Raw genomic sequence first — 19540 nt, forward strand, 5'->3', positions numbered from 1 at the left:
AAGGCTTTTCCCTTTGCTGTTTTGCAACGCGCCTTATCCATATTTCATCAACCTCCCAATCCGCTTCATAGTTGTTTATACTTCCAGTCTAAAAGAAAAATATGAACAAAGTATTAACAGCGAGTGACAATAAGGTGAAGTTGCATTTCAAGGATTTCTAGAAGGGGCCAGTAATCCAATTGAGGGTAAAGCGCTCTTTCCGCTTCAAGCGGAAAGAGCGCTGCAGAAATTCCCGGCAGCTCCAAGCTGTATCAAGCACAGCAGTACCAGGAGTATAAAATTATCCAGCACCGCTCCTTAAACCGCCTATTCATGGCATGGAAAAAGTTTTATAGTCCGCAGAAAACCTCCAAGGAATCACCGGTTCCAAGGAGGCTTGTTAACTTCGCTTATTTGCTTTGCAACATTCTCTTGATATCTTTTTCGAACGATTCCGGCTTGTCTTTCGGGCCATACCTGCCAACCACATTTCCTTCTTGGTCAACCAGAAACTTTGTAAAGTTCCATTTGATCCTGCTGCCCAAAAAGCCTTTGCTGTTGTCCGTCAGGTACCGGAACAACGGATGCGCGGCTTTGCCGTTCACATCAACTATGCCGTGCATGGGAAATGTAACGCCATAACTCATACGGCAAGCTTCGGCGGCTTCTTCTGCGTTTTTCAATTCCTGGCGGAACTGGTCAGAAGGAAAGCCTAGAACAACAAGGCCATCTTCTTTATAGTCCTGATATAACTTTTCCAAACTGTCAAATTGATTGCTGAGCCCGCATTTTGTCGCGGTGTTCACAATCAGCATCGGCTTGCCTTTGTATTCGCTCAACGAATACTCTTCCCCAGTCGCTTTGGGTACTTTGATGCCATAAACATTCATGCTATTCTGCCCCTTTAGTTGAACCGGCGCAGCCTTATAAATCCATTTCTGCAAACGCCGTATTCAATTGTTTTAAATTCCGCATCAATTCAAGTGCACCCATACCGATAAAGTTGCAGCTTATGACTTTGTCGTATATAGCCTGTTCGATCGGCTCCCTTTCACCCTGGGCTTTTTGCGTCAAAGAAATCACATAGGCCCGTCTGTCTTCAGCCGACTGTTGTTTCGTCAAACGCCCCTGGGCAATCATCCGGCCGATAATCGGATTCAACGTACCGATTCCCAGTCCCAGCCGTTCCCCAATATCTTTTGTCAGCACATGATCTTCCTCCCATAATACAAGCAGAACCAAGTATTGGGGAAACGTCAAATTGAACGGCTCGAGTGTCCGTGCATATAATTTCGTGAAATTGCTCGATGCCTTATAAAGTTCAAAGCACAATTGCTGGTCGAGTTTTGTTGGCTGTGCCATGGGAATCACACCTATACAATAGTTTATAAAACGACGATTTCAACTTCGATTGAATCTTTGACTGCCTTGGAGTACGGGCAATGCTGATGCGCTTTATGCACATACTCTTTCTTTTTCCCATCGTCCAAGCCCCAAATACGGACTTCGAGTTTGGCTGACAGTTTCACGCCTCCATGATCTTTGTCTCCAACCAAAGCGATCGTCGCTTTGACTTCGCTTTTTTCCACTACGACTCCATCCTGTTCCAGCACCATTTCCAATGCACTGTTAAAGCAGGCACTGTAACCAGCTGCAAACAATTGTTCCGGATTGGTGGCTGTAGTCGCATCGCCGCCAAGTGCTTTCGGCTTTGCCACATCCAAGTAGAAAATATTGTCCTCCGAATAGACCGCTCCCTGTCTTCCTCCAGTATTGATGACCGTTGTTTCATAAAGTGATTTCATAAGTAACTTCCTTCCGAATAATTATATCGTGCACGATGCAAACTTTATCCTATATCCCACCCGATGTAAAGAATAGTGCTTAGTTCATTTTCAAACAAAAAAACTGCCATAAGGGCAGCTTTTTCAAAAAACAAGCTATATCGCACAGTAAAAAGAGGCTGCCCAAAAACCTTTGGAGCCGTTCATTTCAACTGTACTCGTTTTTTCGTTTGATAGATTGGAGTCAAGAAATACAGTTCTCTATGGCAAACAGCGGAGACTCTCAGCAGTTCGAGAAAAATGTTTTCCGATATCAAGTACGTATGCATACTATTGTGCATCCCTTGAAGTTTCCCGCTCGCTTGCTCCCACTTCACTTCCTCGATTTCCACCCAGGTAGTCTTTGTCTTAGCGGCAGTTTTGACGAGCAGTCTCGCAAATAAAGTGATATATACCGTGCCTTCTTCTACATAGGTGTCTTTTACCCGAGTGAAATAATAAGATCTTCCTTTTACAAATAAGGACATCTGGCTGTTCTCCTCCCAGTCTGCAGTTTTTCCTGAAACAGCAATCCAAAGGGGCCTGCCGGCTTAGCCGCTGCCTTTATGCTATGCAGACCTGGACAACAGAGAAGGCAGTGATTGTGAAAACGATTTCTTCTATGTATTAAGAATAACGGTACACGTGCCCTTCTTTACCATTGACGCAAAATGGTCCCGGTTAATTGGTTTGTTCTTCTTGCTGGTTCTCTGCTCCTTCAACTAAAGCATTATTAGGTTTCAATATAAATACGATATACCCTAAATCATCATCAAAGTCCCAGTCCAAAAAAGTTTCAGATATGAGCCGGTTTAAAACAGGTTCAAATTCAATCTCCCCCAGTACTTTTTGTTCCAATTGCCATTTTGCTTGTTTCAATTCTTCTGTATGGCCATGCCTGATCAATTCCTTCTCGATCGGCAGCAGGAAATTGGAGCGGCGGACAAGTATTGTACGGTTGTCCAGCCAATATGTTTCTTGTTCTTCAGGAGCTTTTTCGGAAAGAATACTGGCTTTGATCAATTGTTCCTGAAATTTCTTCTCGTTAAATCCATCGGGCCATTTGAATTTGCTTTTATCAACTTCTTCATCGATAACACCTATGACAATGCCGGTTTTCTTCTGCAGGTTCCAATCCGAGTAAACCTCATTCAATTCCAGTTCACCAATGCTTTTAAGTTCCTGGATAACTTCTTCTTTCATATTGTCCATTAACATATCCCGGGTTTCCAAGACACGCCGCTCCTCATTTTGCTGAAGGAGAAACTTTTCCATCGGTGTAATGAAGCCGCGAAAGTGGATGGTGATAAACGGGCGGCTGATGGTGACATGGACTGAAGTAGGGCCTTTGCCGAAATAAGTGCGCATCAAAGCTGAAATATAAGAGCCTACTTCTTTTTGCGGTTTCTTTTCCAGTTTCATCTGAGACCTCCCTTCCTTGCTGAAATCTTCTGTTCAATTGCGTTTTTCCCCCACGAGCCGTTCCAAGAAAGCAAAAAAAGCCGAAAAGAGCCCCCTTTCCGGGAATTCTTTTCGGCTTTGTTAGCAGCTCTATAGTCTGTAACACTTCACCATTTATCGTGTAATGTATTTCCATATAGGTTATTGTGCGTAAGGAAACGCAGATTGAAGATTCATTGATAGACCAATTTGGAAACTCTATTGTTTTCCAAGTAAGTTCATTATACATGACTGGATTACAGAAGGGCAAGCTAGAAAAATCTCTTTGAGCATGCCAAGGAATAGCCTTTCGGCAGCCCATAGCGTACCACTCAGGGCACTTCCACTTCGCTTCCGCTTTCCAGATGCAGCTCTTCACCGTTATGGGAGATGGTCAGCCCTTCTCCTTCGACAACTGTATAAACGGTCGCTTCTCTGGTTTTGTGGATTTTCAGCAGACGCCCTTGGTAGAGCAAGCGGAATTCCAGTGAATTCCATTCTGCCGGCAGGTCGGGTGCCAGGGACAATCCGCTTTCTTTCAAGCGCAAGCCTGCAAATCCATAGACGATGCCAAGCCAAGTGCCCCCCATATTAGCCATATGCAAACCATCTTTTGTGTTTTTATGGGTGTTGTCCAAGTCAAGACGGGCTGTTTCATTGAAATAATCATAAGCTTTTTCTTGATAACCGAGTTTTGAAGCCATGATGCTATGGACACAGGACGACAGCGAAGAATCATGCGTCGTGATTTGTTCATAATAATCATAGGAATTTTTGATGGTTTCAAAATCCTGTTCATCTTCCAGGAGAAAATGGGCGAGCACTGTGTCCGCCTGTTTTAATACTTGATACCGATATAAAGTCAGTGGGTGGTAATTCAATAACAATGGGAATTTGGAAGAAGGCGTGTTTTTCAAATCCCAGCGGGCCTTTTGCAAAAAGCTGTCGTCTTGGGCGTTGATGCCGAGCGTTTCGTCATATGGCAAATACATGCTGTCTCCTGCGCTTTGCCAAATGCCCACTTCGGTTTCTGCCAGCTTCAGGCGGCTTGCCAACTGATGCAGGCGGTCGCTGTCCGCTTCTTTCAGCAATTCATAAACTTTCGCCGCCCACAGCAGATTGTGCTTAGCCATCGCATTCGTGTAGTAGTTATTATTGACGATGCAGGTATATTCGTCCGGTCCTGTAACCGAGTCGATCCGGAACCGGCCATTGTGCATGTGGCCGGCATCCGCCCATAAGCGGGCCGTTTCGAACAGCACTTCCGCCATATAGTCCTTCACGAACTCTACATCTTTTGTCGCCAAATAATACTGGATATAGCTATATGCGATGTCCGCACTGATATGGTATTGAGCCGTCCCGGCCGGAAAAAATGCGGAGCTTTCCGAACCCGTAATGGTCCGCCAGGGAAATAACGCCCCTTGCCCATGCCCCATTTCTTTCGCCCGCTGCTTTGCACTGCCTAAAATCGAATGCCGGTGCAGCAGCAGGTTTTTGGCGATTTCCGGATTGGTCATCAAAAAGACCGGAAAAATATAAATTTCTGTGTCCCAGAAATAGTGGCCTTCATAGCCTTCACCTGATAATCCTTTGGCAGAGATATTGCTGGCTGTATCTTTCCCCACTGATTGTAAAAGCTGGTACAAGTTGAATCGGATTCCTTCTTGGACCCGCTCATCACCATCAATTGCTATGTCCGAAACCTTCCAGTAGTTGTCCAAGTAAACCCTTTGTTCATCAAGGAGCTCCTCGAAGCTTCGGCTTTGCACTTGTTGAAGAATTCCGAGCGCTGCCTCTACTACGTTCTCCCCGTGCCGCAAAGTATCGGTGTAGACATTGAATTTGGTAAAGCGGACAGGCTCCGCGCCTTCGCAATCATAAATTTCTTCTATGCTTGAATCAGTGAGCTTGCTGTCGTATGTATACTTTTCCGCTTTGACGGCAGAGGAAGAAATACAGGCCACCTCAAGGTTTGTCGTGTAAGTTGTATCTTTCACGATACTGAAGCGGTCCTCTTGCCGAACTTCTGTAACATGAAGGCGTTTTGCATGTCCTGATGCAAGTCGGGGATCTTCTTTATCGACATAGTTCGAAACGTCGCCATCGACTGCGGAAACGAACCTTATTTGCCCGACAGGAGTAATCGCTTCAACTTTAATGTCCATAGCAAACAACTCTCTTGTCGTGAACGAAACAAGCCGCTTGAAAAGAATCTTCACCTCTTTGCCTTGCGGGGATTTCCAATGGACGATGCGCTCCGCAAAACCGGAATCCATGTGCAAGCTGCGTTCACAGAAAAGGACTTCTCCTTCAAACAGCGAAAAAAGCTCCCCATCCAGGTAAATCCGTACCGTCTGCGCATCAATGACATTCAATATTTTTTGCTGCGTTCCTGGAAATCCGTAAAGCTTTTCTCCATAGGAGATGTCCGTTTCATCATGAAAAGCGTTAATATAGGCGCCTCGAATGGATTTAAAGCCTTCCTTATATCCTTCTTCAAAATTCCCTCTGATTCCCAGATAGCCGTTTCCTAAAGACAAGAGGCTTTCGTTTACCAGCAGGTTTTGATTGTCCAGTTCAAACTTCGTCAATTTCCAGGACATTTTCCTTCAACTCCTTTCCTGTTTCAAATCCCCTTTGTCCAAGCATCCGGCCACTCGGCAAAGTTTTTACGCTTTCCCTCGCCATCAATTGGTGGTTGACCCAAATATGCTGGCGTTCCAATCTGCTTTCTTTTATGTCTTGAAGCAAACGGGCGGCCACTCTCCCGATTTCGACGAAATCCTGTTTGATGGTCGTAAGAGGGGGCTGGATAAAGCTGCTGAAGATCAAATCGTCAAACCCGGTTACGGATATATCTTCAGGTATGCGATGGCCTGCTTCTTTTATCGCTTTTACAGCGCCAAAAGCCATCAAATCACTGAAGCAGAAAAAAGCCGTCGGCTGTTTTTTCTTCAAAAATGATTTGCATATCTTGTATGCCGCCTCTTCGGAAAAATCGGCATCCAAAACATCCACATCACCCAATTTCATGCCATAAGCATGCAAAGCCTCTTCCAAACCTTTCATCCGTTCCTTATTCACATATGTTTCTTTCGTTCCGCTGACCACAACAAGTTTCCGGTGATTCTGCTCCAGCAAGTAAAGCGCCATTTCTTTGCTGGCTTGGGCGTTATTGATGGAGACGCTGCCGATCAAGCCGTTTTCCGTTTCCGTCATGATATCGAGTACAACACATGGAATATCGGTATCGATCAATTCTTTGTAATATTGATCATCCGTCCGGATCCCTTGCAGGATCGCCCCCCCGATATTGCGCTCCCGGCAATACTGGACATAGCTTTGCTGCTTCTGCTTTTGTGAATCTATAAGATTGATGGACAATTCAAAGCGGCTTTCCGAAATCTCCCGGTATACCCCTTTGAATATGTCGAACGCATTATTGTCTTTTTCGTTATCATTCAAAACACCCGACGATATCAACCCAAACGTCATCTGTTTTTTTGAAGATAAATTTTTCGCTACGATATTAGGCGTGTAATTCAATTCTTTTGCGACAGCAAAAATGCGCTGGCGTGTTTCTTCGCTTACATCCACATAATTGTTATATGTTTTTGAAACTACACTGATGGATACACCGGCTTTTTTGGCAACATCTTTAATAGTGGCCATAGTCTACTTCACATCCTGAAAAATGATAACTACAAAAAACATTTACCGATAAATATCGCTTGGCTCATTGCGGGCAAATCATATTTCTTTGCTGTCCAATGCTTTTTTCTCCACTTTCAAAGTGAATCGATAAAAAGCCAAAAAAGAAAGAAAAGCGCTGATCGTGCCTGCAAAAAGCGGCAATAAAAACAAAAGCTCAGTAGCACTTACATAAAAAAGCGAGAAGTTGCTGAACAGGATGAAGAGACTTAGCAATGGATTTCCTACTGTGATGAAAAAAGCATTCCTCATTAGCGCTTTGTTTTGCATTTGGTAATGGGCGCCCAAAGAAAGGAAGTTGATGGTAAAAACGAACAGGATCAATCCGATGACGGCAAATGCTGTACGCAATAAGTCGATTCCGTTCTTAACAAAAGTGAAATCCACAATCCAAACTAACCAGATGGCCATCAATACCAGCCCTGAAGCAAAGCTTTTTCTATAGTTGTCTTTTAAATGCGAGAAATACGCTTTCGTCAGGGAAGATTGATCTTTTTTCAGGATCCATTCCCGGACAGTCGCAAACATTGCAGCTGTGCTGGGAAAAAACAAACCCGGCAGTAAAATCACAAGCGGCAGCAAATAAATCAATGCGCCGCTTTCTGAATCCCCAAGAAAAATACTGCTGATCGTAAAGAAAACTGGAATATTGAGGACAAACCAAAAAATATTGATGACAGAAAAACGCATGATCCATTCAGTGGCAATGTATAAAGTTTCCGTTAGGCCTGATGCGTCACGCATATCGTTCCCTCCTGCAAGAATCGGTTCACTTGACCGCTCCTTCTCCAATTCCTTTAATGATGTGTTTTTGTGCAAGTGCATAGAAGATAATCACCGGAATAATCGTCAAAGTCAGGCCGGCCATTGCGAGATTCCATTGAATCGAGAATTCGCCAAAGAAATAGAACGTTGATAACGGAATTGTTCTTAGGTCCACATCGATAAGCGTCAAAGAAGGCAGCAGGAAGTCATTCCATATGCTGATAACATTCAAGATCATCACTGTCGCAGTAATCGGTTTCAACATCGGGAATATGATTCTCCAGAAGACGCCAAACTTTGAAGCGCCGTCAATTGTTGCAGCTTCCTCAAGCGTTATGGGAATCGATTTGATGAAGCCGTGGTAAAGGAATACCGAAAGGCTGGCATGGAAGCCGACATTCATGAAAATAAGCCCTTCGCGTGTGTTGTACATCGGAATATTCAAATTGCTCGTTATCGAGCTCATAAATTGCATAAGCGGCATCATGAGGGTCTGGAAAGGAATCAGCATCGTTGCGATAAAAGTCATGAAAATGATGGTGCTCCATTTGCCTCCGGTCCGCACGAGCATCCAGGCGGTCATGGAAGACAAAACCACGATGATAATGACGGAAAGGATGGTTACGTAAAGCGAATTGGCGATAGCGCTAAGGAAATTCATTTTTTCCATCGCTTCCATGTAATATTGGAGACTAAAAGAAGATGGCAGTGACAGGGCATTATCATATAGTTCCTGACGGTCTTTGAAGGAGTTGACAAAAATGATGTAGATAGGAGACAAAAAGACAATTGCAAGAAGGACGAGCAAAATCTCCTTTGAATACCCAAATAGCTTCCGCATCACATTTCCACCTCCCGTTTCTTCGTAATGTAGACCTGGGTCAACGTAATAGCAGCTACAAGGAAAAAGAAGACAATCGCTTTGGCTTGCCCGAGCCCGTAATTTCCGCTGCCGAAAATTTCGTTGTAAATATTCATCGCGAACATTTCAGTAGAGTTTGCGGGGCCTCCGCCTGTCAACGACAAGTTGACGTCATAAATCTTAAATGCGGATGAAAGCGTCAAAAACAATGAAATGGTAAGGGCTGGCATCAAAAGCGGCAAAGTGACCCTAAAGAAACGCTGCCAAGGAGAAGCGCCATCTATTTTTGAAGCCTCGACCACTTCGTTCGGAATTCCTTGAAGCCCGGCAATGTAAATGATCATAACGTATCCCGCCATTTGCCATGTGAACACGAACACCAAACCATACATAGCGAATTGAGGATCTATCAGCCAGTTGAAGAAGACTTGATCCAATCCGGTCACTTCACCGAACAAGGAGAAAACATCCAAAAAGACGAACTGCCAGATATATCCTAAGATCAATCCGCCGATCAAGTAAGGCATGAACAGCATCGTACGTGCAAGGTTTGATGTACGCAGCTTAGAGGTCACCAACAGCGCAAATGCAAGTCCCACGATATTGATGGCTATCACTGATAGTACAGTGAACAAAACTGTGATCCAGGCGGATTCCAGAAACCGTTCATCCTGCAGGAGGCTTGTGAAATTTTCAATCCCCACAAATACTTTCGGGTTGGCCGCAATGCCGTCCCATTCAAAAAATGCATAATAAATTCCGATTAAAAAAGGGATGATAACTACAGTGATGAAAATAAGCAGCAAAGGTACAGTGAACAGCGCATACCACATTTTTTTGTTCTTGCTTGCCATGTCCGCCCCTTCTTTCCAGTGGATTCTTTAGTCGCTCTTTAAATCAAGGATCGGACACGCCGATAAAGGCATGTCCCCAATCCCCGATCCCATTGTTCCGTTATGGATTTTTTTACTGGGCGTTTTGCCATGCATTATCAAATTCTTCAACAAACTGTTCGCCTGTCATATCTTCAGAGAAGAATTGCTGCGCAAAAGGCGTCAAGTCGTTTGGAACAATGTTCGCAGGGTAAGCATTCTGCGCCCATGGAATCGTGTCTCCGCTGTTTGAAGCTTCAGAAACCGCTTGCGATAAAGGATCCAATTCACCCGGCTCGATTGTAGTAAGAGCTGGAACAAATTTGAATTCTTCTACGATATAGCGCTTCCCTGCCTCGCTTGTGTGCATCCAGTTCAGAAAATCTTTTGCTGCTTGAATCTCGCCTTCTTCTTTTTGGCTGTTGACAGCCCAGTTGTTTCCTGTCCCTACAGCCAATTTGTCATTTCCCATCAGCGGGAATGGCAGCATGCCGTATTCAAAGCCTAAATCAAATTCCTGGAGCATCCCTGCAGCCCAGTTTCCTTGGTGGATCATAGCGGTTTTGCCTGATGCAAAATCACCGATCTGCTGGTCATAGGTAACGCTCAAAGGAGTTGGCGTATTCACTTTGATCGCTTCCATGAATTGGCCGAATTCCTGGAACTCGGGGGTTTGTGCCATTGCCACTTCGCCAGCGTTCAGTTTGCTGATGAAATCCGCTGGATCCGGCTGCAGAGAGAAGGGGTAGTTGCTGATATGGCCAATCAGGAAATAAGCATCTTGGGCAAGTCCGAATCCATTGATGCCCTGGGCTTTGAATTCTTCCAGCGTGCTTCTGAACGAAGCCAAGTCTTGCACATCTTCAGGTTTGACAAGGTCTTTATTGTAAATGATTCCGAATCCTTCAACCCCGTACGGGATGCCGACCACTTTGTCTTCAAGCTTGAGTTCCATGTTTGGCGCAATGTCTTTGACGTATTCTTCAGCGCTTAAATCCGCAACATAGGATTTTAATTTTTCAGCTTCCATCGCATGCTGAAGGCTGAAAATAGAAGGCCCCTGGTTGCTGTTCAGACGGATTTGCAGCTGCTGGAAATAGTCGTCCCCAGTTGTCCCTAATACTTCTACTTCCACTCCCGTTTCTTCCGTGTATTCTTTAGCCAATGCTTCGAGCTGATCGGAAATTTCGACTTTGCTTTGGAAAATCGTGATTTTATTTGCTGAGCCTTCTTCCCCGCTGCTCGTCGAGCCCTCTTCCTGTCCTCCGCCTCCGCATGCTGCCAGCAAAAGCAACACTAACACCAATACCAGACTGCCTAACGACTTTCGTTGAAACTTCATGTGAATGCCCCCTTTATTTGATTTGGAGTACTATAGTAAATAAAATGAAAACCTCATTTTATAACTACCAACTTGGTATTTCCGTGCCGGAATGATTTCCCGCTTTTCCTAATTAAGAGGAACTTCGATAAAGCCTGTGCATTCATAAACAGCGTTATTTGTTTCAAATTCAAGTGCCTCTTCGCTTTGCAAGTTCACCGACAACCTGGTTGGTGTAACGGTGATACCAACTGGCTGCCCCTGCCACTGGATGGTGAATGCCATACTGCGCCAATGCTTCGGCAGTTTCGGATCGATTCGGAGCCGACCGTCTATCAGCCGTACGCCAGCGAATCCGAAAACCGCGGCTTTCCAAATGCCGCCAATCGAGGCCGCATGGATCCCCTCATCCGATGTGTTCATCAATGGCCCCAAGTCAATCTCTGCCGACTTTCGGAAAAGCGAATACGCCAGATCGGTTTCACCGATATCACTGGCCAAAATAGCGTGCGTGACTAGACTGAGCGATGAATCATGCAATGTCTTCGGTTCGTAGTAACGGAAACTGGCTCTTTTAACAGCCGTTGAAATCCGCGGATCCTCGTGCAGAAATGTCTGTTCCAGCAAATACAGCAAAATTAGCGCATCTGCTTGTTTGGTCACTTGGAAAAGATTGATTTGTTCCGAATTGTAATCCCGGTAAATGGTGCGCACTTTTCCTTGGTTCTTGTATTTGGCGAGGTCAATTTCTTCAAGCTGCAAATACGTATCATCCTGCGGAATAACCTGGTCTTCATTGCGCGGTTTTGGCAAGAACAGTTTTTCCGCTTTCTCCACCCAATCCGGATAAGCGGCAGCGAGCTCCAATGGTCCTGCAAGTTTTTCAAATAGCTCCCGGTTTTCCTTCATCAGCTTTTCGCAGTAGCGGACGGCCAGTTTCAAATTGAAATAGGCCATGTAATTCGTGAAGGCATTGTTGGCAACATGTTCCTTGTATTCATCCGGGCCAATAACACCGGTAATTTCATAACAGCCCTTTTTCCCGTTCCATTCCAAGCGGCTCGCCCAGAACACAGCGGTATCAAAAACGATTTCATATCCGTATTGGTCCAGAAATTGCTGGTCCTTTGTCACTTCGTGATACTGATAAACAGCGAAGGCGATGTCCGCTGAAATATGCTGTTCGATTGCGCCAGACCAAATCCGGGACTGCTTGCCGGTAACGATGTCGATATCTCCCCAGACCGGCGTCACTTCCCCGTCAGCCGGCCAGGCCATTTCCCATGGATACATCGCACCGCTATAGCCATTAGCAGCAGCTTTCGCCCTTGCGCCAGCCAATCCCAGGTAGCGGTAAACCAGCAGCGATTTGGCCGCCTCAGGATTGGAATAAATGAAAAACGGCAAGATGAACACTTCCGTATCCCAGAACGAATGGCCTTTATAGCCTTCCCCGCTCAGGCCTTTGGCGCCGATTCCCATACGCGCGTCATGCACCGGTGCCATAACGGTCAAGTGGTAAAGCGCAAAACGTACGGCAAGCTGGTCAAAAGCATTGGCACTGTCTATCTCAAGTTTGCAGGCATCCCAGACTTTCTGTTTCCACGCCTGTCGGTGCGCTTCAAAAAGTGGAGCGTATCCATGAAGTGCATGCAGTTTCAAATCACCTAAAGAAGACTCGCGCAGCTGCTGCAAATCATACTCCGCTTCCATTGCCTCCAAATCGCGGCTCGTATGGACAGAGGTGATCTTTTCTATTTCCAGCCGGTCGCTTGGCTGTAGGGTGAACTCGCAACTTAGCCATACTTTTCGGCGGGCCATATCCATTTCCGGATCTGCGGCCGGCTCTTCTCCATTGAGCTTGATATTATGAGTCGTGTTTATGACGACATCTACGTTCGATTCATTTGTCGTCTGGACGAGCTGAATCATCTTTTTATCAATTACTCTGCGTTCACCTTCCAGGAAATGCTGGATCCCGGAATTGGTCATCTGTGCGTTGATTCCGGAGCTGAAAGAAATTTCAACTGGATGGGACAAACTTTCAATTTCCACCCTTGCAGCTGTCAAATGCCGTTCTGCCAAAGACACGAAACGTTTGAAGTGAAACCGGATTTTTTTCCCTCGAGGTGAAATCCAATCGAAACTTCTGGATAATTCGGCTGTTTTCAGATTCAACTGGCGTACATAATTTTCAGTTTCTCCATATTCTAAGCTGAAACGTTCCCCATCAATATGGATGCCGATTTGGGTAATGTCAGCCAGATTCGGCAATTCCGCCACTTCATTTGGTTGTGCTTTATTGAACGTGCCATTTACAAACCAATTTCTTTGTTCCTTTATGTAAGGTTCCTCAGTTGCCGACCGCATTCCCATATAGCCGTTGCCTAACGACATGATGGCTTCGCATTTCCCTAGATGGCCGGATGAAAATGCCGTTTCTGATACAATCCAATTTTCGAACTCTCCAGTGCCTTGTCCGTACTCCATCATGTTGAGAGTCTCCCTTCTGACAATAGCCCTAAAACATACGAAAACGTTTTTGTATAAATTAAAAAAATATGCTTTGTTCGAAACATCATTTAGAAGCGTCCAACAAAACATAAAAGCCCAGCAAAACTAAAGCGCTTTCAGGGGCAAGTATACGACTTTCTTATTAAATAGTCAATAAATTCCCAAAATTTAAATAATAATTTACTACAGGCTTTTTTTGCTGATTTTCCTATAAGAGCGAGTATTGAACCCTTTTCTCATCTAATATTTGAATATCTAAAAGCGCCTGGATTAAAAAAAAGGCCGCAAAGAGCAACTTGCTCTTTGCGGCCTTTCCCATTTCTATTCTTCTGCTACTTGGACCATTCCGTACGAAGTGATCATGTTCCACATCGATTCAGGGATATCCAGTTTGCCTACTCTCTTTTTCGGAACAGTGGTGAATATTTCATCTTCGTTTCCTGCTTTCACTTTCTCCGTCCATTCGGGATCGATGAGCACTTGACGCGCCATTGCCACAACATCGGCCCCTTCCTGCAAAGCTTCCAAAGCATCTTGCGGCGTTTTCACACTGCCCACGACAACGAGAGGCACGCGGCCATCGATATGATCAGACAAAATGCTGACAATGCTGCCTTCCTGGGCCATGCCTGCTGGCGGTGTTTTAAAATCAAACAATGATGTGTGAATATAATGCACGCCGTTTTCAATCAATAAATCGACAAGCACTTTTGTTTCCGCCAGCGTGTAACCGACTGTTTCTCCATGGATTTCTTCCGGAGACACCCGGTAACCGATGATAAAGCTGTCATCCGCGTATTTCGCGGCCGTTTCTTGAACTTCCTTCAACACCGCAAGCGAAAACTTCAACCGATTTTGAAGCGTACCGCCCCATTCGTCCTGGCGCTGGTTGAAATAAGAAGAAACGAATTGCTGCAGCAAATAATGATTGGCACCGTGAATTTCCACGCCGTCAAATCCCGCTTCGATGACTCTTCTTGTAGTTTCTCCGAAATCGCGGATAATTGCCTGGATTTCTTCGTTTGTCAATTCCCGCGGCGCTACTGGACTGTTTGGTGTCGTAACGGCACTTGGCGCAACAGTTTCATTTGCCGGGATCAATTCCGGCTGGCCATGCCGGCCTCCGTGCTGCATTTGGACGATGGCCTTGCTGCCGTTCGCTTTCATTTGCGAAGCCAGCTGTTTCAAACTTGGCATGACCCGGTCGTCGAATCCGATAAATTGGTTCGGAAATGCAATGCCGTTCTCCGAGATGGCGATGCATGCGGAAATATAAAGATCGCCAATAGTCGAGCGGCGCTTGTAATACGCAAGTTCCGCGTCTGAAACCGTACCATCCGGATTTCCTGAATAAGTAGTCATTGGCGCAACGCCTAAACGATCTGTCAAAGTGACGCCGTTAGGCAAAGTGATTGGCTGGAACAAAGGATTGTATAGGGAGTTAATGTTATTTCCTCTTTTCTATAGCAGATTTTTATTGCATCTTAAACAAATTCATATATCAAAATAACATATAAAAATCTCGAATCCAAGGAATTGAACTTGCTTCCCAATGCAAAGAAAAGCCGTCAGCGAAAAGATCTTCACTGACAGCCTTTCTTCATTTTCCGTTTTCTTTATCCATCTGCCTTGGATAGCGTCGGCTGGCTTTTCATCAACAATGGATTCTTGTAGTAATCGCAGTTTTCCCATTTCAGTTCCTCGGATAAAATATCAAACGTCGTATTGAAAAAGCGCTGGACATGGCTGCTGGTGTCAGATGATGCCAGAACCGCTTCCATATCCAAAAAGTATTCACTGACTTCTTCATCATAATAGGCTTCCTTAGGTTCTAACGAAGGGGCATTCAAGTCCTTGTAAAGAAACGGATAAGGCAGGACAAAGAAACTTGGCACATCCGCCTTGTCATCTCCCAGCCAAAATCCATATTCGATAAACTGTTCATCAAAAGCCGCTTTCTCGATCACTTTGTCCATTGGAAAAGGTTCGGAAATGTTCTGGATGATAATCGCCGATACATCAAAAGTCCCCCAGAAAAGCCCCGGTTTAACTTTTCGGCATCGCAATGGCCCGACGAACTTCAGTTCTTCCCGCAAAGCGAAATGGAAAAGTTCGAGTCCACGCAGCGCATCTTCCTGAACATAGGCAGTATGTTCAGTGTCTTGGTCGAGCGGAACTTTGATGTCCATTTCCTGCGGTTTCGGATAAATGCTGACCGGAGTTCCAAGCTTTTTTAGCGTTTGAAAGATAAAATCATAATATGCTTTGACCGGCGTTCCATTTTCCAGTTTCATGGACTGTTTATGCCCATCAACTTGAACATGTATAGCGCTGTTTCGTATATCCGCCTCCACTTGGAACATGTGATCATCCCCGTAAAGAAGGCCTGTCGAAAATCCGTCCGCTGTCAGGGGCAGCATAACATGGGCCCATTGCGGTTCTTGATTCGCAACTTCCAGCCGGATCTTCCCCAATATTTGGGACAGCAAATGCAACGTTATCTTCGTGTCTTTCCACTCGGAATACTTGATCAAATCCATGCGGTGTTCCCCTTTCGCTCAATATGCTTAAGATGTGACGGCTCTCCCATGTCCGATTCAATTTCTTTGCGGCTCCCGATCCCCCATTCCATTTCAGATTCCATACACAATGCAGCAATCCCTATTAGTTCTGCAAGGCTGGCTTGTTTCCCTTTTTCTATCCCTTTTCGTTTGCAGGATTTTTTTCAGAGGACAGAGAAATTTCCAAAACAAAAAGAGCCTTTTCAGGCCCTTCTTGTTTACTGCTTGTTTATTCTGAAACCACTTTTTTCGATTGCGTCGATTTGATGAAAAATGCAAAGATAAAGCCCGCCACGGCTAAGACCAATCCGAAAATAAAAGCGTCTTGAACGCCTGCCGTTAATGATTCACTGATAAGTGAAGCAGATGCAGGCGCAGTCGCCCCTTCCATATAAGCGGTCTGGCCCGTCGACATGATGGTGATTGCCACAGCAGTGCCGATTGCTCCGGAAACTTGCTGCAGTGTGTTCATTGCAGCGGTACCGGACGGATAAAGATTTCTTGGCAACTGGTTAAGCCCGTTTGTCTGGGCAGGCATCATGACCATGGAGACCCCGACCATCAATAAGGTATGCATCACAATAATCATAGCCATCGATGTTTCAACAGTAACATTCGACAACATCCAAAGCATAAAGGCCATTATGATAAAGCCGGGAAGAACAAGGCCGCGCGGTCCATATTTGTCAAAGATGCGGCCCGTTATCGGGGACATGATGCCGTTAAGAATGCCGCCGGGCAATAACACAAGTCCAGCTGTAAAGGCTGTCAGCGCCAAACTTGACTGCAGATACATCGGCAATAGAATCATCGAAGACATGATAATCATGAATGTCAAAAACACCATGAGCAATCCGAGGGTGAACATCGGATACCGGAATACCCGCAAATCGATCATCGGTTCTTCCATTTTGAATTGCTTTATCGAAAACAGTGCAAGGGCGATAAAACCGACGACAATTGAAAGGATTACCGAGGCGCTGCCCCAGCCATTTTCACCTGCCACGCTGAAACCATAAACAATTCCACCAAAACCGATGGAAGAAAAAACAATGGAAGGAATATCGATTTTCGGTCTAGTCAAAGCGGAAACATTTTGCATATACAAAATTCCCGCCAATAAAGCAATGACCAAAAACGGCAGCGAAATCCAGAAAATCCAGTGCCAGCTTAGGTTTTCCAGGATCAAACCTGAAATAGTCGGTCCGATTGCCGGCGCAAACATGATGACCAGTCCGATCAGCCCCATCGTCGCGCCTCTTTTATGTACAGGGTAAATGACTAAAATCGTATTGAACATAAGAGGCAATAACAATGCGGTCCCTACCGCCTGGAAAATACGTGCAGCCAAGAGAATCTCAAAACTCGGTGCAAGAGCTGCAATCAACGTGCCAATAATCGAAAAAACCAAAGAAGCCAAAAACAATTGGCGGGTCGTGAACCATTGAATGAGCAAGCCGGAAACAGGGACCAAAATCCCCATTGTCAATAAATATCCCGTCGTCAGCCACTGAATGTCGGCTGGAGTAACCTGAAAAATTTCTATCAGCTGATTGAGCGCCATATTCAACGCTGTCTCACTGAATAAGCCGATAAAACCGGCGATTAAAAATGAAATCAAGATCGGTGCTGTCTTAATGTTTTCTTCAATTTTCGAATTTGCTAATGTAGACACTTTCGTTCCTCCCGCTTATTCCACTGCCATTTCTTTCCCAGCGTGAAAATTTCATTCTTTTTTTATCAATAAGGGTATTTGGCCGGCGATGCGGCTCAGCGCTTCGCCTGATTTTGAAGTGATGCTCAACAGGATTCCGCCTTCCACAAGGGCAATCAGCACGAGTGCATAATCCGCCGCTTGTTTTTCGCTATAGCCGGATTGTGACAGCTTTTCCTGATATAAGCCTTGCCATTCACTAAAAACCGCTTGGCATGCCAGACGGATCGGTTCATTCGTCAAGTAAGTCTCACCGGCTATAGTGCCGATGGGCATGCCGAACACAGAATCCTTGCTTAGCTCTTCAGCAAGTTTCTGGATATGTCCCTGAATAGCTTGGATAGGATCCGCCGCTTCCGCCAAATCTTCCTGGACTTTATCTGAAACAAAGTTTTTCGTATGCTCGATAGCCGCTATTGCCAACTGTTCTTTTCCTTCAGGGAAATAGTGATAAAGAGAACCTTTGGCAGTTCCGCTTTCTTCTATGATTTCCTTAAGGCCGACCCCGTGATAGCCGCGCAAGCGAAAAAGCCTGGAAGCTGTTTCAATCAATTGGTCCTTAGCGCTTTTTTTACTGGACACGATTCTTGCCTCCTCTTTGAATTATAACGACCGGTCAACTTATATTAGATCAGTGTCAGTGAATTGTCCAATGTTCCTTCTTGAAGGAAAGAACCCTTTTCCCTTTGCTTTTCCCTAGACATTATACTGAAATTGTTTTACACTACCGACTTATGTTATTTAAATCAGCAAAGGGGTGACCGTATGGCCCAATTCCTGACATCAAGAAAAGTAGTATTGCTTGTTTTCATGATTTCAACATTCGCAATCGGCATGACCGAATATGTCGTGACCGGTCTGCTGACCCAGTTCGCGAAAGACTTGGATGTGGAAGTCGCAACCACCGGACTGCTATTGAGCGTCTATGCAATCAGTGTAGCGCTATTTGGCCCAATCCTTAGGATCGCGACAATCAGAATCCCGCCCAGACCTTTATTGATTGCTTTTATGGCTTTGTTTGTCGCAAGCAACATTATTGCAGCAACCGCTCCAAATTTCACAGTATTATTGTTGTCTCGGCTTTTTTCGGCCATTATGCATGCGCCGTTTTTCGGGCTGAGCATGTCTGTCGCCTTCTCCATAACCGAGCCGCATAAACGGCCTGGCGCCATTGCTGCAGTGCAAGGCGGGCTAACCATTGCGATAATGCTTGGCGTTCCGCTCGGTTCCTATATCGGCGGCATTCTCGATTGGCGCCTGGTTTTCTGGTTTATCGCCGCACTTGGCATTGTGGCTTTGGCTGGCATCGTCGTGAGTGTGCCCAACGAAAAATATACAGTCATCCCCCAATTGCGCGATGAACTGCGGATCTTTAAAAACAAAAACGTCATGCTTGTCCTGGCCATCATTGTCTTTGGTTTTTCAGGTGTTTTCACAGCTTACACGTTCCTTGAGCCGATGCTTCGGGACTATGCCGGCTTTGGTGTCGGCGGCGTGACAATCGGCCTCTTTTTGTTCGGCGTCGGTGCGGTGGCCGGCAATTTCACATCAGGCCGCATCCGGCCGCATCTTTTGACACAGCGGCTCATTTGGGCACTGGCAATCTTAGCTGCCGTTTTGGCATTATTCACGTTCCTGCTGCAGTCCACTTTGCTCGCTTTTATCATGTGCTTTTTGTTTGGCGCAGGAACTTTTGGGACCACACCGATTCTGAATGCTAAAATCATTTTGGCTGCCACTGAAGCTCCTTCATTGTCCGGTACCATTGCGGCTTCTGTTTTCAATCTGGCAAACTGTATCGGCGCTTTGCTTGGTTCGATATTGCTGGACCATGGCTCCAGTTTCACACTGATTACCCTTGTTGCGTCAGCAATGATATTGTTCGGCTTGATTTTGGCGGCTGTTACAAACAAAGTTGAAGATAAAGCATTGTTTTCATAAGAAAAAGCCGGATCACACGATGACCCGGCTTTTT

17 protein-coding genes are annotated in these 19540 nt (G+C 45.4%); 1 reads left to right on the forward strand and 16 read right to left on the reverse strand.

All coding sequences use genetic code 11. The annotated features are described in order from the left end of the window. Positions 1–389: 389 nt before the first annotated feature. The 16 genes from FQV30_RS12310 to FQV30_RS12385 form a co-directional block, all read right to left on the reverse strand. On the reverse strand, positions 390–869 hold the full coding sequence (locus tag FQV30_RS12310; RefSeq protein ID WP_146500455.1) for a glutathione peroxidase: 480 nt from the start codon (positions 867–869) through the stop codon (positions 390–392). Between the two features lie 34 nt (positions 870–903). Beyond that, the gene (locus FQV30_RS12315) at positions 904–1341 is read right to left on the reverse strand and encodes a MarR family winged helix-turn-helix transcriptional regulator (RefSeq protein WP_146500456.1); all 438 of its coding nucleotides are present in this window, start codon (positions 1339–1341) and stop codon (positions 904–906) included. 23 nt (positions 1342–1364) lie between these two features. Further along, on the reverse strand, positions 1365–1784 hold the full coding sequence (locus FQV30_RS12320; RefSeq protein WP_146500457.1) for an organic hydroperoxide resistance protein: 420 nt from the start codon (positions 1782–1784) through the stop codon (positions 1365–1367). Between the two features lie 182 nt (positions 1785–1966). After that, a complete protein-coding gene (locus FQV30_RS12325; RefSeq protein WP_146500458.1) occupies positions 1967–2290 on the reverse strand; it encodes a hypothetical protein in 324 nt (107 codons plus the stop codon). Between the two features lie 193 nt (positions 2291–2483). Further along, on the reverse strand, positions 2484–3224 hold the full coding sequence (locus tag FQV30_RS12330) for a Na-translocating system protein MpsC family protein (protein ID WP_146500459.1): 741 nt from the start codon (positions 3222–3224) through the stop codon (positions 2484–2486). A 350-nt stretch (positions 3225–3574) separates the two neighbouring features. After that, a complete protein-coding gene (locus FQV30_RS12335) occupies positions 3575–5848 on the reverse strand; it encodes a glycoside hydrolase family 65 protein (protein ID WP_146500460.1) in 2274 nt (757 codons plus the stop codon). Next, on the reverse strand, positions 5823–6917 hold the full coding sequence (locus FQV30_RS12340) for a LacI family DNA-binding transcriptional regulator (RefSeq protein ID WP_146500461.1): 1095 nt from the start codon (positions 6915–6917) through the stop codon (positions 5823–5825). The genes FQV30_RS12335 and FQV30_RS12340 overlap by 26 nt, the downstream gene beginning before the upstream one ends. 78 nt (positions 6918–6995) lie before the next feature. Next, positions 6996–7700, reverse strand: coding sequence for a YesL family protein (locus FQV30_RS12345; RefSeq protein ID WP_186725642.1), 705 nt, complete (start codon positions 7698–7700; stop codon positions 6996–6998). A gap of 25 nt (positions 7701–7725) precedes the next feature. Beyond that, complete coding sequence (locus tag FQV30_RS12350; RefSeq protein ID WP_146500463.1) at positions 7726–8562, reverse strand: carbohydrate ABC transporter permease; 837 nt, start codon at positions 8560–8562, stop codon at positions 7726–7728. Further along, complete coding sequence (locus FQV30_RS12355; RefSeq protein WP_146500464.1) at positions 8562–9437, reverse strand: carbohydrate ABC transporter permease; 876 nt, start codon at positions 9435–9437, stop codon at positions 8562–8564. Before FQV30_RS12355 ends, FQV30_RS12350 begins: the two co-directional genes overlap by 1 nt. A 112-nt stretch (positions 9438–9549) precedes the next feature. Further along, positions 9550–10797 carry a sugar ABC transporter substrate-binding protein gene (locus FQV30_RS12360; RefSeq protein ID WP_146500465.1) on the reverse strand — a complete coding sequence of 416 codons (1248 nt, stop codon included), beginning with the start codon at positions 10795–10797 and terminating at the stop codon, positions 9550–9552. Between the two features lie 108 nt (positions 10798–10905). Next, positions 10906–13269: a glycoside hydrolase family 65 protein gene (locus tag FQV30_RS12365; protein WP_146500466.1), complete on the reverse strand. Its 2364-nt coding sequence runs from the start codon at positions 13267–13269 to the stop codon at positions 10906–10908. Positions 13270–13611: 342 nt separating this feature from the next. Next, complete coding sequence (locus FQV30_RS12370; RefSeq protein WP_255473445.1) at positions 13612–14715, reverse strand: NADH-dependent flavin oxidoreductase; 1104 nt, start codon at positions 14713–14715, stop codon at positions 13612–13614. A 191-nt stretch (positions 14716–14906) separates the two neighbouring features. Further along, positions 14907–15830, reverse strand: coding sequence for a DUF5996 family protein (locus FQV30_RS12375; protein ID WP_146500468.1), 924 nt, complete (start codon positions 15828–15830; stop codon positions 14907–14909). Between the two features lie 250 nt (positions 15831–16080). Then, a complete protein-coding gene (locus FQV30_RS12380) occupies positions 16081–17526 on the reverse strand; it encodes a DHA2 family efflux MFS transporter permease subunit (protein ID WP_146500469.1) in 1446 nt (481 codons plus the stop codon). Positions 17527–17577: 51 nt separating this feature from the next. Continuing rightward, positions 17578–18147 (reverse strand): TetR/AcrR family transcriptional regulator, encoded by a 570-nt coding sequence (locus FQV30_RS12385; protein ID WP_146500470.1) that lies wholly within the window; start codon positions 18145–18147, stop codon positions 17578–17580. Between the two features lie 195 nt (positions 18148–18342). Here FQV30_RS12385 and FQV30_RS12390 point away from each other — a divergent pair, with 195 nt between their 5' ends. After that, positions 18343–19506: an MFS transporter gene (locus FQV30_RS12390; protein WP_186725666.1), complete on the forward strand. Its 1164-nt coding sequence runs from the start codon at positions 18343–18345 to the stop codon at positions 19504–19506. Positions 19507–19540: the final 34 nt, after the last annotated feature.

Source organism: Planomicrobium sp. CPCC 101110, assembly GCF_007859395.1.
In the GTDB taxonomy this organism is placed as follows: Bacteria; Bacillota; Bacilli; order Bacillales_A; family Planococcaceae; genus Planococcus.